Consider the following 13,830-nt stretch of genomic DNA (forward strand, 5'->3'; position numbering starts at 1 on the left):
GGCTTGCGAAACCGTGCTTCGACAAGCTCAGCACGAACGGGGTTTGTGGGTCGACTAGCGATATCGCGCTTGGATTTCCACGCCTGCTTCGCCAAAAGGACGCGCAGCATGATCCGAATTCGTCTCTCGCGCGCACTGACCCCGCTGGCCGGTCTCCTCGCTATCGGTGGTGCGGGCGTGGTGCTCGGCCAGGTCGAAACCAGCGCGCCGATCGCGCCGATCGATGATTCGGGCAATTTCGAGGTCGATGGCGTTTCGGTCGACGTCACCGGCAAGACGTCGGAAGAAGCGCGCGAGGCGGGTTGGCGGCTGGCGCAGCGCAAGGCGTGGCAGATGCTGTCGAAGCGGCTCGGCCAGAGCGGCGCGCTGGTGCCCGATTCGACGCTCAACGGGCTGGTGTCGGGAATCATCGTCGAGAATGAGAATATCGGCCCCGATCGCTATGTCGCCCGGCTCGGCGTGACCTTCAGCCGTGCGCGCGCCGGGCCGCTGCTCGGCGTTGCGGGCGGCGGGTTCCGGTCGCCGCCGATGGTGGTGTTGCCGATCGAATGGACCGGCGGCGTCGGCGAGGCCTTCGAGCAGGAGACCGGCTGGCGCCAGGCATGGGCGCGGTTCCGCACCGGCAATTCGGCGATCGATTACGTCCGCCCCGCCGGCACCGGCCCCGATTCGCTGTTGCTCAACGCCGGGCAGGCGGGCCGGCCGGGGCGCGGCTGGTGGAAGGCAGTGCTGGATCAATATGGCGCGTCGGACGTGCTGATCCCGACCGTTCATCTCTACCGGCAATATCCCGGCGGCCCGGTGATCGGGCATTTTGAGGCGCGTTACGGCCCCGACGACCGGTTGGCCGGAAGCGCGACCCTGCGCGTCGCCAATGCCGACGGGATCGATGCCCTGCTCGATGCCGGCGTGAAGCGGATCGATTCGATCTATCAGGACGCGCTCAAGGGCGGCATCCTGCGCACCGATCCCGGCCTTGCCTATCAGCCGACCCCGACGCCGACTCCGACGCCGATCGATCTCGACGGGCTGCCGCTGGTCAACGGCGGTGTCGCGACGGCCCCGCAGGGCACCTCGATCGACGTGCAGTTCGACACGCCCGACGCCGCCGCCGTCAATGCCGGCGAAGCGGCGCTGCGCGCGATCCCCGGCGTCGGCTCGGCGGCAACGACCAGCCTGGCGATGGGCGGCGTATCAGTGATGCGCGTCACCTATGCGGGCGATCAGGGCGCGCTGGCGGCACAATTGCAGGCGCGCGGCTGGCAAGTGCAGAGCGGCCCCGGAGCCTTGCGCATCCGCCGCGCCGCCGCGCCGCCGCCAAACGGACAGAATGGCGGATGAGCCAGTTCGCCCTGCCGTTCGAATGGCCGGCGGACCCGCGCGACGACGAATTCCTGGTCAGCGACTCGAACGCCCGCGCGGTCCACGGCATAGAGCATTGGGGCGCATGGCCGGTGATGACGGCGTTGCTGGTGGGGCCACGCAAATCGGGGCGCAGCCTGCTGGCACGGATCTTCGCCGGCAAGAGCGGCGGGACGATCATCGACGATGCCGAGCGCCAGAGCGAAGCAGCGATCTTCCATGCCTGGAACCGGGCGCAGGCCGAGCGGCATCCCCTGCTGATCGTCGCCGACGCCGCGCCGCCGGAATGGACAATCAAGCTACCCGACCTGAGGTCGCGGCTGACGGCTACGCCAGTGCTTGAGCTGGGGCCGCCCGACGATGTGCTGATGCGCGCGCTGTTCGAGCGTCAGTTCATCAAGCGCGGGCTCGATGCCCGGCCGGATTTGATCGACTGGTTGCTGACGCGGGTCGAGCGTAGTCATATTGCTGTCATGCGCACGGTCGATGTGCTCGACCAGGAAGTGCTCGAACGGCGCAAACGCTTGTCGATCCCGCTCGCTCGCGCCACACTGGCCGCGGCCGCGCTGATCGCCGAGCCTGCCAGCAAGGTTGACGCGAAATGACCCGTCCCGCTCATCTGCCGATCTTCGACGACGACGATCCGTTCGTCCGCGAGGACAGTAGCGAACGCTATTTCAACCGCGAGCTTTCGTGGCTGGCGTTCAACCGGCGCGTGCTCGAAGAGGCGCTCAACCCGGCGCATCCGCTGCTCGAGCGCCTGCGTTTCCTGTCGATCTCGGGATCGAATCTCGACGAATTCTTCATGGTCCGCGTCGCCGGGTTGAAGGGCCAGCAATTGCAGGACGTGCAGCGCAAGTCGGTCGACGGGCGCACGCCGAGCGAGCAGCTTCACGATATCGCGATCGAGGCAGACCGGCTGATGCAGGCGCAGCAGCAGGTGTGGATATCATTGTGCGAGGAACTGGCCGATGCCGGCATCGCGGTGCTCGATGCCCGGGACATCGAAGGCGAGGCCGAAAGCTGGCTGGAAGGGCATTTCCGCGATCAGATCTTTCCGATCCTCACCCCCCAGGCGCTCGATCCGGCGCACCCGTTCCCGTTCCTGCCCAATCGCGGATCGAGTCTGATCTTCGATCTCGTGCGCTTGTCCGACGGCGAGCCGATTCGCGAAGTCGTGCTGCTGCCCGGCACTGCGCCGCGCTTCGTGCGGATTCCCGGCAAGACCGCGCGCTATGTCGCGATGGAAACATTGCTCAAGCATTTCTCGGCAATGATCTTCCCCGGCTATCGCGTGAAGGGCTGCGCCGCATTCCGGCTGCTGCGCGACAGCGATATCGAGATCGAGGAAGAGGCCGAGGATCTGGTCCGTTATTTCGCCAACGCGATCAAGCGGCGGCGGCGCGGACGGGTGATTCGGCTCGACCTCGAGACGGGCATGCACGACGAACTCGGCACCTTGTTGAAGGAAGAGCTGGGCGGCGGCGATGCGATCATCACCGAAAGCGCGGCATTCCTGGGCGTTAGCGACCTCGAAGTGCTGGTCGACGAGGATAGGCCCGACCTCAAGTTTCCGCCGTACAGCCCTCGTTTTCCGGAAAGAATCCGCGAATTCGGTGGCGATTGCTTTGCCGCGATCAAGGCCAAGGACATCGTCGTTCACCACCCCTATGAAACGTTCGACGTGGTGCTCGCCTTTCTGCGGCAGGCGGCGAACGATCCTGACGTCGTCGCGATCAAGCAGACGCTCTATCGCGCCGGCAAACAGCCCGCGGTAATCAACGCGTTGATCGCCGCGGCTGAGGCCGGCAAGTCGGTCACCGCCGTCGTGGAACTGAAAGCGCGGTTCGACGAGGAGCAGAACATGCTCTGGGCCAATGCGCTGGAGCGGGCCGGCGTGCAGGTCGTCTACGGCTTCATCGACTGGAAGACGCACGCCAAGATTTCGATGGTGGTGCGGCGCGAGGGCAGCGAATATCGTACCTATTGCCACTTCGGCACGGGCAATTACCACCCGATCACCGCGCGCATCTATACCGATCTCAGCTTCTTCACCGCCGATCCGCGGATCGGGGCGGATGCGGCGCATGTGTTCAACTACATCACCGGCTATGTCGAGCCGCAGCAGCTCGGGCTGATCAGCCTGTCGCCGCGCGACCTGCGCGCCAAGCTGGTCGAGATGATCGATATCGAGATCGCCAATGCCGAAGCGGGCAAGCCATCGGGCATCTGGGCGAAGATGAACTCGCTGGTCGATCCGGCGGTGATCGAGAAGTTGTACGAGGCATCGAACGCCGGGGTGGAAATCGACCTGGTGATCCGCGGCATCTGCTGCCTGAGGCCGGGCGTGCCGGGGATGTCCGAGCATATCCGGGTGAAGTCGGTGATCGGGCGGTTCCTCGAGCACAGCCGCATATGCGCATTCGGCAACGGCAAGGCGCTGCCCAATGACGGCGCCAAGGTGTTCATCTCCTCGGCCGACTGGATGCCGCGCAATTTCGATCGCCGGGTCGAATATATGCTGCCGATCGAGAACCCGACGGTGCATGACCAAATCCTCGATCAGGTGATGGTCGCCAATCTGCTCGACAACGAGCAGAGCTGGGAACTGCAGGCCGATGGCGGTTACGTGCGCGACGAGCCGGGCGATCGGCCGTTCAACCTGCACCGCTATTTCATGACCAACCCCTCGCTTTCGGGACGCGGCGCGGCGCTATCGAACAGTGAATCGGTGCCCAAATTGTCGCTCAGGCGGCGACGCTGACCCCGGTGGCGACGCTTTTCCGCAAGCCTCGCGCGGTGGTCGACGCGCACCCGCGCACCGCGATCATCGACATCGGATCGAACTCGATTCGCCTGGTCGTCTATCAGGGGCCGGCGCGCATGCCGTCGATCCTGTTCAACGAGAAGGTGATGGCCGGGCTCGGCCGCGGACTAGCGGCGACCGGCGCGATCGACGCTGCCGCCATGGCGCGCGCGCAGGACGCGCTGGCGCGTTTCGCCGCGCTCGCCGAGGCCATCGAAGTGAGCGACGTGCGTACCGTCGCTACCGCAGCGGTGCGCGACGCGAGCAACGGCGGCGAGTTGATCGACCATGCCACGGCGATCGGGCTCGACGTCGAGTTGCTTTCTGGCGACGAAGAAGCGCAGGCGTCCGGGCAGGGCGTGCTGTCGGGCATTCCCGATGCCGATGGAATCGTCGGCGATCTCGGTGGCGGCAGCCTGGAGCTGGTGCGCGTGCGCGGCGGCGAGGTGGGCGAACGGGTATCGTTTCCGCTCGGCGTGCTGCGCGTGGCGGATGTGCGCGCCAAGGGCAAGAACGCGCTCGACCGCCTTGTTCTCAAGCTGCTGCGTAAATCGGGCTGGGAAGGGGCGGGGGCCGAGCGCCCGTTCTATCTGGTCGGCGGATCGTGGCGATCGCTGGCACGGCTCGATATGCACCTGACCGGCTATGAGCTGCCGATCGCGCATCATTACGAGATGTCGGCGCCGACGATTTCGCGGCTGGCGCGGGCGATCGCGCATCTCGACAAGGCGCGGTTGCGCGAAGTGCCCGACCTGTCGAGCGCGCGTATCCCGACATTGAGCGATGCGGCGGCGGTGCTCGGCTCGGTATTACGCCACCTTGGCAGCGCGACGACGATTGTTTCGGCTTATGGTTTGCGTGAAGGGCTGCTCTACGGCGCGCTCGATGACGAGACGCGCCGCGAGGATCCGCTGATCGTCGCTACGCGCGAGGAGGGCCGGAGGCTGGGGCGGTTCGCCGAACATGGCGACCTGCTCGACCGCTGGATCGCCCCTTTGTTCGAGGACGACGATGCCGATCTCGCGCGGCTGCGCCACGCCGCTTGCCTGCTCGCCGATGTCGGCTGGCACGCCAATCCCGAATTCCGCGCCGAACGCGGGCTCGACGCGGCGCTGCATGGCAATTGGGTGGCGATCGACGCGCGCGGGCGCGCGCTGGTCGCGCAAGCGCTGTTCACCGGGCTGGGCGGCGGCACGCGTTCGCCGGCACCGCTCGGCGGGCTCGCCGGCGAAGGCGATCTCAGACATGCGATATGCTGGGGACTGGCGATCCGGCTGGGGCAGCGGCTGAGCGGCGGCGTCGCCGGGCCGCTCAATCGCGCGCGGCTCGGCCGCGAAGGTGGGGCAGTCGCGCTTACGCTGCTGGAAAGCGATGCGGCACTATACGGGGAAACTGTCGAGCGGCGGCACAAGTCGCTTGCCGCGATGCTTGGCGGTGATGCGCGGTTGCTGCTCGCCTGAGCCGGTCAACCGCAAGTGAACTTGGTTATCGCGTTGTCGTTATCGAGGTGAATATCGAGTCGGTCCTGGCGGAAATCCATCGTCACCATCGTGCCTGGCTGAATCCAGCGCAGTGTAGTGGCGCCCGATCGCTTCAACGCTTCGGCGGCGAGGTCGCTCGACCCGGGCTTGCCGATCAGATCGTCCAGCCCCTCGGCCTTGCAGACGTGCCCGCTGCCGCCGACCGTGGGAGGCGTCGAGGTTGCAGCGCAAGCGCCAAGTAACAGGGCGATGGGAAGCAGTCGCATCATGCCTCGATCCTGCTCATCTTGAGCTTGCCGTTCATCACCGCGAAGCCGAGACGCCCCTCGACGAGATCGAGCGCGTCGTGGCCGAACTGATCGTAGCGCCAGCCATCGAGGATCGCCAGCCCGTCACGGCGGCCCGCGGCGAGAGCCTCGAGATCGTCGCTGCGGGCGAGAAGTTTCGGCGCGACATCAATCTCGCGCGCGCGAATCTTCAGAAGTAGCTTGAGAAGATCGGCGACCAGCGCACCTTCCTTGCCAAGGCCCGGCTTGCGATCGTCGCGCGACGGCATTTCATCGGGCGGCAGCGGCCCGGCATCCGCGAGCGCGGCCATCAGGCGGCCCCCTATGTCGTTCGACGCCCAGGCGCCAGAGAGCCCACGAACGCGCGACAGGTCGGCCTGCTTCTTCGGCGGCGAGCCGGCGAGATCGGCAAGTGTCTCGTCTTTCATGATGCGGCCGCGCGGAAGGTTCTTGCCCTGCGCCTCGATCTCACGCCAGCGCGCGAGCGACTTGAGCCGACCGAGGACTTCCGGCTTGCGGCCGGGAATGCGGACGCGCTTCCACGCGTGATCGGGATCGTTGGCGTAATTATTCGGATCGGCGAGTCGCTCCATCTCCTGATCGAGCCATTGGCCACGGCCGGTCTTCTTCAGGCGATTGAGCATCTTCGGGAAGATTTCGGCGAGATGCGTCACGTCGGCGATGGCGTAATCGATCTGGCGCTGGTCGAGCGGGCGGCGCGACCAATCGGTGAAGCGCGCACCCTTGTCGACCGTCACGCCGAGCCAGGCGTCGACCAGATTGCCATAGCCGATCTGCTCGCCCTGGCCGAGCGCCATGGCGGCGATCTGGGTATCGAACAGCGGGTGCGGGGTGGTGCCGGTAAGATTGTAAACGATTTCAAGATCCTGCCCGCCGGCATGAAAGACCTTGAGCACCTCTTCATTGTCGGTCAGCAGAGCGAGCAGCGGGCCGAGATCGATGCCCGGCGCGAGCGGATCGACGGCAGCCGCCTCTTTGTGATCGGCAATCTGGATCAGACACAGCTCGGGCCAGAAGGTGTTCTCGCGCATGAACTCGGTATCGACGCAGACGAACGGCGAACCGGCAAGGCGGGTGCAGAGATTGGCGAGGGCGGCCGAGTCCTCGATCAGGTCATGGATGTGCATCGCGGCTCCATAGCGAGCGCCAGCCGGGTTGACAAAGCGGCAGTTGCGCGTGAAGCGCGGCCACCTTTCCAACCGTCATCGAAGAAACGAGACGTAGATCATGCACGCCTATCGCACCCACACCTGCGGCCAGCTTCGCGCCGAGCACACTGGCGAGACCGTCCGCGTCTCGGGCTGGGTCCATCGCAAGCGCGACCACGGCGATCTCGTGTTCATCGACCTGCGCGATCATTACGGCATGGTGCAGATCGTAACTGAAGTGGATGGCCCAGTATTTTCGGTGATCGAGAAGCTCCGCCCCGAAAGCGTGGTGACGATCACCGGCAAGGTGACGAAGCGCGCGAGCGAGGCGGTCAACCCCAACCTGCCGACCGGTGAGATCGAAATCCGTGCCGAGGATGCAAGCGTGCTGTCGGCCGCCGCCGAGTTGCCGCTGCCGGTGGCGGGCGAGCAGGACTATCCCGAGGACGTGCGCCTTCGCTATCGCTTCCTCGACCTGCGCCGCGAAACGCTGCACGCCAATATCGTCAAGCGGACCAAGGTGATCTCCGACATGCGCCGGCGCATGGAAGACGCCGGTTTCACCGAATATTCGACTCCGATCCTGACCGCCTCTTCGCCCGAGGGCGCGCGCGACTTCCTGGTGCCGAGCCGCATCCATGCCGGCAAGTTCTACGCGCTGCCGCAAGCGCCGCAGCAGTACAAGCAACTCCTGATGGTTGCCGGGTTCGACCGTTATTTCCAGATCGCCCCGTGCTTCCGCGATGAAGACCCGCGCGCCGATCGTCTGCCCGGCGAATTCTACCAGCTCGATCTGGAGATGAGCTTCGTCACCCAGGAAGACGTGTGGAACACGATGGAGCCGGTGATCGCCGGCGTGTTCGAGGCGTTCGCGGACGGTAAGCACGTGACGCCGGCGGGAAGGTTCCCGCGCATCCCATACAGCGAGGCGATGCTCAAATACGGATCGGACAAGCCCGACCTGCGCAACCCGATCGTCATCACCGACGTGACAGATCACTTTCAGGGTTCCGGCTTCGGCATCTTCGCCAGCATCGTGGAGAGCGGCGGCGTGATCCGCGCGATCCCGGCGCCGGGTGCGGGAGCGGGCAGCCGCAAATTCTTTGACGATATGAACAATTGGGCGCGCTCCGAAGGCTATTCGGGGCTCGGCTACATCAACATCAAGGACGGCGAGCCGGGCGGGCCGATCGCCAAGAACCACGGGCCCGAAGCGACCGCGAAACTGATCGCGACGCTGGGGCTGGGGCCGAACGATGGCGTGTTCTTCGCCGCGGGCAAGGAAGCGCAGGCGGCCAAGCTCGCCGGCCTCGCGCGCGTGCGCACCGGCGAACAGCTCGACCTGATCGACAAGGATCGTTTCGAACTGTGCTGGATCGTCGATTTCCCGTTCTACGAATATGACGAGGACGAGAAGAAGATCGATTTCGCGCACAACCCCTTCTCGATGCCGCAGGGTGGGCTGGAGGCGCTGAACGGCGACGATCCGCTCGCGCTCAAGGCGTTCCAGTATGACATGGTGTGCAATGGATTCGAGATTGCGTCCGGTTCGATCCGCAACCAGTCGCCCGAAACGATGGTCAAGGCGTTCGAGCTGGTCGGCCTGAGCAAGGCGGATGTCGAGGAGCGGTTCGGCGGGCTCTATCGCGCGTTCCAATATGGCGCGCCGCCGCATGGCGGGATGGCCGCGGGCGTGGATCGCATCGTCATGCTGCTGTGCGGAGCACAGAATCTCCGCGAGATCACGCTGTTCCCGATGAACCAGCGCGCCGAGGATCTGCTGATGGGTGCGCCGTCGACCGCCAGCATGAAGCAACTGCGTGAACTCTCGATCCGCGTGATCGAACCGCAGGCCAAGCCGGACAAGACCGACGTCGATGCGATAGTCTCGCCCAAAGCGGGCTGATGGGGTATCGATCGTCCATGACGATCGATCTCCACGAATATGAAGCCGGCCGCAAATATGACGGCCATTACAAGAAAGACCTGAAAAAGCTGCAGAAGCGGCTCGAGCGGATCCAGGTCGCGCATGCGATGCACAAGCGGCCGGCGATTATCGCGCTCGAAGGTTGGGACGCGGCGGGGAAGGGCGGTATCATCCAGCGGATGACCGCGGAATGGGATCCGCGCTTCTACGAAGTATGGCCGATCAGCGCGCCGACCCCGCCCGAACTGGCGCATCAATTCCTGTGGCGATTCTGGAAGCGGCTACCCGAAGCGGGAGATATCGCCGTGTTTGACCGCACCTGGTACGGCCGCGTGCTGGTCGAGCGCGTCGAAGGGTTTGCCAGCGAGTCCGACTGGCGGCGCGGCTATGACGAGATCAACGCGTTCGAGGCGCAACAGATCGCCAACGGCACGACCGTGGTGAAGTTGTTCATCCACGTGACCCAGGCCGAACAGGACCGTCGGCTCAAGGCGCGGCTCGAGGAGCCGTGGAAACATTGGAAGACCGGCCTCGAAGATTACCGCAATCGCGCCAGGCGGGACGATTACCTCCGCGCCATGCACGAGATGTTCGCACGCACCGACACAAAGGCGGCGCCGTGGACCGTGATCGACGGCAATGACAAGAAATCGGCGCGGATCGCGGCGATGTCGGCGGTGGCGGATGCCCTGGAAGCGCATGTGCCGATGTCACCGCCGCCGATCGATCCCGACGTGGAGAAAGTGGCGAAGAAAGCGCTGGGTCTGGACTGAGCCGATTTACCGCCAGCCGGCCGGGTAAGCAGGGAGCGGCTATCGCCTCAGCGCAATTTGGCGATGCTCAGGCCGTCCTCCTTGGCGCGTTGCTTGACCGATTCCTCGCTGCGGGTCAGTGCCTTGGCGATTGCTTTCAGCGCCATGCCCTTCTTCGCCAGCGTGTGGAGCTTCTGGATTTCGTCCTGACGCCAGGGCTGGCGGTGGCGTTCGAAATTCTTTTCGCTCATGAATGCTCCTCGGGGATCGGCGAGACCGCGATCACCTCGATCGCCTCGGGCTTGCCATTGAAATCCAGGTGCTCGCCCGCGATCGCACCGAGCAGCGCATTGGCAAGCGGGGCCGCGAAGCCGATGCGGTCGGTCGCGGGATCGGCCTCGTCGGCGCCGACGATGTCGATCGTGCGCTCGCGGCCGGCAAGGCGGATGCACACCCGCGAGCCGATGCCGGCCTCGCCCTCGGCCGGCGGCGGCGCGATCTCGGCGGTGGTCATCCGCGTGACCCAATAGCGATGCTCGCGGCGCAGCGGCTCGACCGCCTCGCCTTCGGCCGCGGCGATCGCCGCTTCGAGCTCGGCGACTTTTGCCTCAATCAGAAGGCGGCCACGCGCCGTCACCAGGTTGGGGCCCGGCGGCAGCGGCAGCTCGAACCGCGGTTCCTTATGTTCGTCGTCGCTCTCGCGACGAAACGCTACGCTCATGATTGTCTCCTGTGCCCGATCAACGAGCAGCGGCGGGGTTCGGTCCGGCCACAGCCAGCGTTTCCTCGACCCAGGCCGGCACGAGAAGGCTTGCCGGGCCGAGACGGCTTTCATCGAACAAGGCGCTGCCGGCGGATGGTTCGAGGTTGAGCTCGAGCGTACGCCCGCCGGCATAGCGTGCGGTCTGGACGAAACCGGCGGCGGGATAGACCGCGCCCGACGTGCCGATCGAGACGAACAGGTCGGCGGCCGCGATGGCGCCCTCGATCCGGTCCATCGCGTAGGGCATTTCGCCGAAGAAAACGATGTCGGGGCGCAGCGCCGGCGCGTCGCAGGCCGGGCAGGGCATGCCGGGATCGAGCTGGCCGGCCCAGGGCTCGCGTGCGCCGCACGACGCGCAAAGCGCCGACAGCAATTCGCCGTGCATGTGGATCAGGCGGCGTGCGCCGGCGCGTTCGTGGAGATCATCGACATTCTGGGTGACGATCACCAGGTCGCCAGGCCATTCGGCATCGAGCCGGGCAAGCGCGCGATGCGCGGCGTTGGGCTCCACCTGGGATAGCGCAGCGCGGCGCGCGTCGTAGAAACGATGGACCGTCGCCGGATCGCGCGCGAGCGCCTGCGGAGTGCAGACCTGTTCGACGTGATGGCCTTCCCACAGACCGTCCGGGCCGCGGAAGGTCGCAAGGCCGCTTTCGGCGGAAATGCCGGCACCGGTCAGCACGACGATCGAGCGCGGTGACGCCATGACGTCAGGCCGGGTTGAACGCGCCGTCCTCGCCCATCACCCACAGAATGCCGTCGCGGATCGCGAAATAGGCGCCACGCAACGCGAGCTTGCCTGCGGCCTCCCGCTCGGCAACGAACGGGAAGGTGCGTAGATTGGCCAGCGAGACGCGAACCGTCTCGAGTTCCAGCGCGCGATTGGCGTCCGGCCCGGTGCCGCATTCGGAAACGACCTTGGCGCGAGCGTCGTCGAGCATGTCGACCCAATGGGCGATGAACCCGCCCTTGCCGGGCGCTGCGCCGTCGAACACGCCCGTCAGCGAGGCATTGACGCCGCCGCAAGAGCCGTGGCCCATCACCACGATTTCCGGCACCTCGAGCTGCGTCACGGCGAACTCGATCGCCGCCGAAACACCATGGCGGCCGCCGCCGACCTCATAAGGCGGGACAAGCGCGGCGATGTTGCGGACGACGAAGATCTCGCCCGGCGAAACGTCGAACACGGTGGCGGGATCGGTGCGGCTGTCGGCGCAGGCGATGACCATCACGCGCGGGCTCTGGCCCTCGGCGAGCTGGGCCCAGCGATCGTGCTGGCGCTTGTAATCGGTATCGCGGAAGCGGTGGTAGCCGGCGACGAGGTCGGAAAAGTCAGTCATGGATGCATCCTTTGCAGGCGCGAGCGGGGGTTTCAAGCCAGGACGACACTCGCTATCTGGCGGACATGAACGAGCTTACTCCGATTGCCCAGCCGCCGCGCCAGCGCAAGCCCGACTGGATCCGCGTCAAGGCGCCGACCAGCGCCGGCTTCGCCGAAACCAAGCGGCTGATGCGCGAAAAGAACCTCGCGACCGTCTGCGAGGAAGCGGCCTGCCCGAATATCGGCGAATGCTGGACAAAGAAGCACGCCACGGTGATGATCCTGGGCGACACCTGCACGCGGGCCTGCGCCTTTTGCAACGTCAAGACCGGGATGCCCCGCGCGGTCGATCCGATGGAACCCGATCACGTCGCCGAGGTGGCGGTGCAGATGGGGCTGGCGCACATCGTCATCACCTCGGTCGATCGCGACGATCTGCCCGATGGTGGGGCGAAGCAGTTCGTCAAGGTGATCGAGGCGATCCGCAAGGCGGCGCCCCGGACCACCATCGAGATCCTGACTCCCGATTTCCGCAACAAGGCCGATGCCGCGGTCGAAATGATCGTCGCGGCGCGGCCCGACGTCTATAATCACAATCTCGAGACGGTGCCGCGGCTCTATCCGACGATCCGGCCTGGCGCGCGCTATTATGCGTCGCTGCGGCTGCTGGAGAGCGTCAAGAAGCACGATCCGTCGATCTTCACCAAATCGGGCGTGATGCTGGGCCTGGGCGAGGAGCGGCTCGAAGTGCATCAGGTGATGGACGACATGCGCTCGGCCGACATCGATTTCTTGACGATGGGCCAGTATCTCCAGCCGACGCCGAAACATGCCAAGGTGATCGATTTCGTGACGCCGCAGGCGTTCGACGCTTACGCCGCGATCGCCCGCGCCAAGGGCTTCTTGCTGGTTGCGTCGTCGCCGTTGACGCGATCGAGCTATCACGCCGGTGACGATTTCGAGCGGTTGCGCGCCAATCGCGAGGCAAAGCTCGCGCGCGCCTGATGCCGAAGCATAGTGAAACCCGCGCGCTGCCCTATACGCCGGAGCAGATGTTCGATCTCGTCGCCGATGTCGGACGTTATGGCGAGTTCCTGCCCTGGGTGAGCGCGATCCGGGTGCGGTCGAACAATGACACGCAGATGATCGCGGACATGATCGTCGGGTTCAAGGGATTGCGCGAAACCTTCACGTCGAAGGTCGACAAGCAGCGACCAAGGGAAATCCACGTCGATTATCTCGATGGCCCGCTCAAATATCTCCACAACGATTGGCGCTTCCGGCCCGATGGCGACGGCGGCAGCCTGGTCGATTTCTCGGTCGATTTCGCGTTCAAGAACCGCGTGTTCGAGATGCTTGCCGGGCAGGTATTCGATCGCGCGCTGCGCAAGATGATCGGCGCGTTCGAAACCCGCGCGGCCGAACTCTACGGGGCTTCCGACGCATCTTCCGAAGGCGCCGAAGGCATCAACAGGTCCAGCGCGCACAACGCCGCCTGAAGCCGGACGCCGCCGCGGCCGAGATCGCCGAATTCCTGCCGATCGGCAACGACATGAGCCGGATCGCCGCCCTTCTCCGCGCGCGCGAACACGACGGTGCCGACCGGCTTCTTCTCACTGCCGCCTGCGGGGCCGGCGATACCGGTGATCGCGACGACGGTGTCCGCACCCGTAACCTCCAGCGCGCCCTGCGCCATGCTCCAGGCGACGGCGACCGACACCGAGCCGAAGGTTTCCAGCACGTCACCCGAAACCTTGAGAAGATCGAGCTTCACGTCGTTGGAATAGCTGACGATTCCGCATTCGAACACATCAGATGACCCGGGCACTTCGGTAAGCGCGGCCGAGACGAGTCCGCCGGTGCAGCTTTCCGCGACGGCGATGTGGCGGCCGGCGGCGCGATTGGCTTCGATGACGCGGGCGGCGGCATCAACCAGTTGTTTGGGAAGAAGCGTGTCCATGA

At 65.6% G+C, this 13,830-nt stretch carries 15 protein-coding genes; 8 read left to right on the top strand and 7 right to left on the bottom strand.

Annotated elements, in window-relative coordinates; all coding sequences use genetic code 11:
* Window positions 1-108: 108 nt before the first annotated feature.
* From K7G81_RS07020 to K7G81_RS07035, 4 genes are read left to right on the top strand one after another with little or no spacing between them, the layout of a single operon-like run.
* Window positions 109-1,341 (top strand): heavy-metal-associated domain-containing protein, encoded by a 1,233-nt coding sequence (locus K7G81_RS07020; RefSeq protein WP_223030010.1) that lies wholly within the window; start codon window positions 109-111, stop codon window positions 1,339-1,341.
* Window positions 1,338-1,967, top strand: coding sequence for an HdaA/DnaA family protein (locus K7G81_RS07025; RefSeq protein WP_223030011.1), 630 nt, complete (start codon window positions 1,338-1,340; stop codon window positions 1,965-1,967). The genes K7G81_RS07020 and K7G81_RS07025 overlap by 4 nt, the downstream gene beginning before the upstream one ends.
* Window positions 1,964-4,126, top strand: coding sequence for an RNA degradosome polyphosphate kinase (locus K7G81_RS07030; protein ID WP_223030012.1), 2,163 nt, complete (start codon window positions 1,964-1,966; stop codon window positions 4,124-4,126). Before K7G81_RS07025 ends, K7G81_RS07030 begins: the two co-directional genes overlap by 4 nt.
* 5 nt (window positions 4,127-4,131) lie before the next feature.
* Window positions 4,132-5,628: a Ppx/GppA phosphatase family protein gene (locus K7G81_RS07035; protein WP_369412049.1), complete on the top strand. Its 1,497-nt coding sequence runs from the start codon at window positions 4,132-4,134 to the stop codon at window positions 5,626-5,628.
* Window positions 5,629-5,633: 5 nt separating this feature from the next.
* On the opposite strand, the gene K7G81_RS07040 is transcribed toward K7G81_RS07035, so the two are convergent.
* On the bottom strand, window positions 5,634-5,918 hold the full coding sequence (locus tag K7G81_RS07040) for an I78 family peptidase inhibitor (protein WP_223030013.1): 285 nt from the start codon (window positions 5,916-5,918) through the stop codon (window positions 5,634-5,636).
* Window positions 5,915-7,084: a ribonuclease D gene (rnd, locus tag K7G81_RS07045; protein ID WP_223030014.1), complete on the bottom strand. Its 1,170-nt coding sequence runs from the start codon at window positions 7,082-7,084 to the stop codon at window positions 5,915-5,917. The genes K7G81_RS07040 and rnd overlap by 4 nt, the downstream gene beginning before the upstream one ends.
* 100 nt (window positions 7,085-7,184) lie before the next feature.
* On the opposite strand from rnd, the gene aspS reads away from it, so the two are divergent.
* Together aspS and K7G81_RS07055 are read left to right on the top strand one after the other, a co-directional pair.
* The gene (gene aspS / locus K7G81_RS07050) at window positions 7,185-9,011 is read left to right on the top strand and encodes an aspartate--tRNA ligase (RefSeq protein WP_223030015.1); all 1,827 of its coding nucleotides are present in this window, start codon (window positions 7,185-7,187) and stop codon (window positions 9,009-9,011) included.
* A gap of 17 nt (window positions 9,012-9,028) precedes the next feature.
* Complete coding sequence (locus tag K7G81_RS07055; RefSeq protein ID WP_223030016.1) at window positions 9,029-9,805, top strand: polyphosphate kinase 2 family protein; 777 nt, start codon at window positions 9,029-9,031, stop codon at window positions 9,803-9,805.
* 47 nt (window positions 9,806-9,852) lie between these two features.
* Here the strand turns inward: K7G81_RS07055 and K7G81_RS07060 are convergent, their stop codons facing one another.
* Genes K7G81_RS07060 through K7G81_RS07075 form a run of 4 tightly spaced genes read right to left on the bottom strand, consistent with a single transcriptional unit; the run spans window position 9,853 to window position 11,887 of the window.
* On the bottom strand, window positions 9,853-10,035 hold the full coding sequence (locus K7G81_RS07060; RefSeq protein WP_223030017.1) for a hypothetical protein: 183 nt from the start codon (window positions 10,033-10,035) through the stop codon (window positions 9,853-9,855).
* Entirely contained in the window at window positions 10,032-10,505 is a 474-nt protein-coding gene (locus K7G81_RS07065) for a GreA/GreB family elongation factor (RefSeq protein ID WP_223030018.1), read from the bottom strand. Before K7G81_RS07065 ends, K7G81_RS07060 begins: the two co-directional genes overlap by 4 nt.
* A 19-nt stretch (window positions 10,506-10,524) precedes the next feature.
* Entirely contained in the window at window positions 10,525-11,253 is a 729-nt protein-coding gene (locus K7G81_RS07070; RefSeq protein WP_223030019.1) for an NAD-dependent deacylase, read from the bottom strand.
* Window positions 11,254-11,257: 4 nt separating this feature from the next.
* The gene (locus K7G81_RS07075) at window positions 11,258-11,887 is read right to left on the bottom strand and encodes a carbonic anhydrase (RefSeq protein ID WP_223030020.1); all 630 of its coding nucleotides are present in this window, start codon (window positions 11,885-11,887) and stop codon (window positions 11,258-11,260) included.
* 65 nt (window positions 11,888-11,952) lie between these two features.
* Between K7G81_RS07075 and lipA the strand changes: the two genes are divergently transcribed.
* Window positions 11,953-12,873 carry a lipoyl synthase gene (gene lipA / locus K7G81_RS07080; RefSeq protein ID WP_223030021.1) on the top strand — a complete coding sequence of 307 codons (921 nt, stop codon included), beginning with the start codon at window positions 11,953-11,955 and terminating at the stop codon, window positions 12,871-12,873.
* Window positions 12,873-13,367, top strand: a complete 495-nt coding sequence (locus tag K7G81_RS07085; RefSeq protein WP_223030022.1) for a type II toxin-antitoxin system RatA family toxin — start codon at window positions 12,873-12,875, stop codon at window positions 13,365-13,367. The genes lipA and K7G81_RS07085 overlap by 1 nt, the downstream gene beginning before the upstream one ends.
* Here K7G81_RS07085 and K7G81_RS07090 read toward each other — a convergent pair.
* Window positions 13,295-13,828: a CinA family protein gene (locus tag K7G81_RS07090; protein ID WP_223030023.1), complete on the bottom strand. Its 534-nt coding sequence runs from the start codon at window positions 13,826-13,828 to the stop codon at window positions 13,295-13,297. The two genes, K7G81_RS07085 and K7G81_RS07090, sit on opposite strands and share 73 nt — an antisense overlap.
* Window positions 13,829-13,830: the final 2 nt, after the last annotated feature.

The sequence above is a fragment of the Hephaestia mangrovi genome (assembly GCF_019880555.1).
GTDB classification, from domain to species: domain Bacteria; phylum Pseudomonadota; class Alphaproteobacteria; order Sphingomonadales; family Sphingomonadaceae; genus Sphingomonas; species Sphingomonas mangrovi.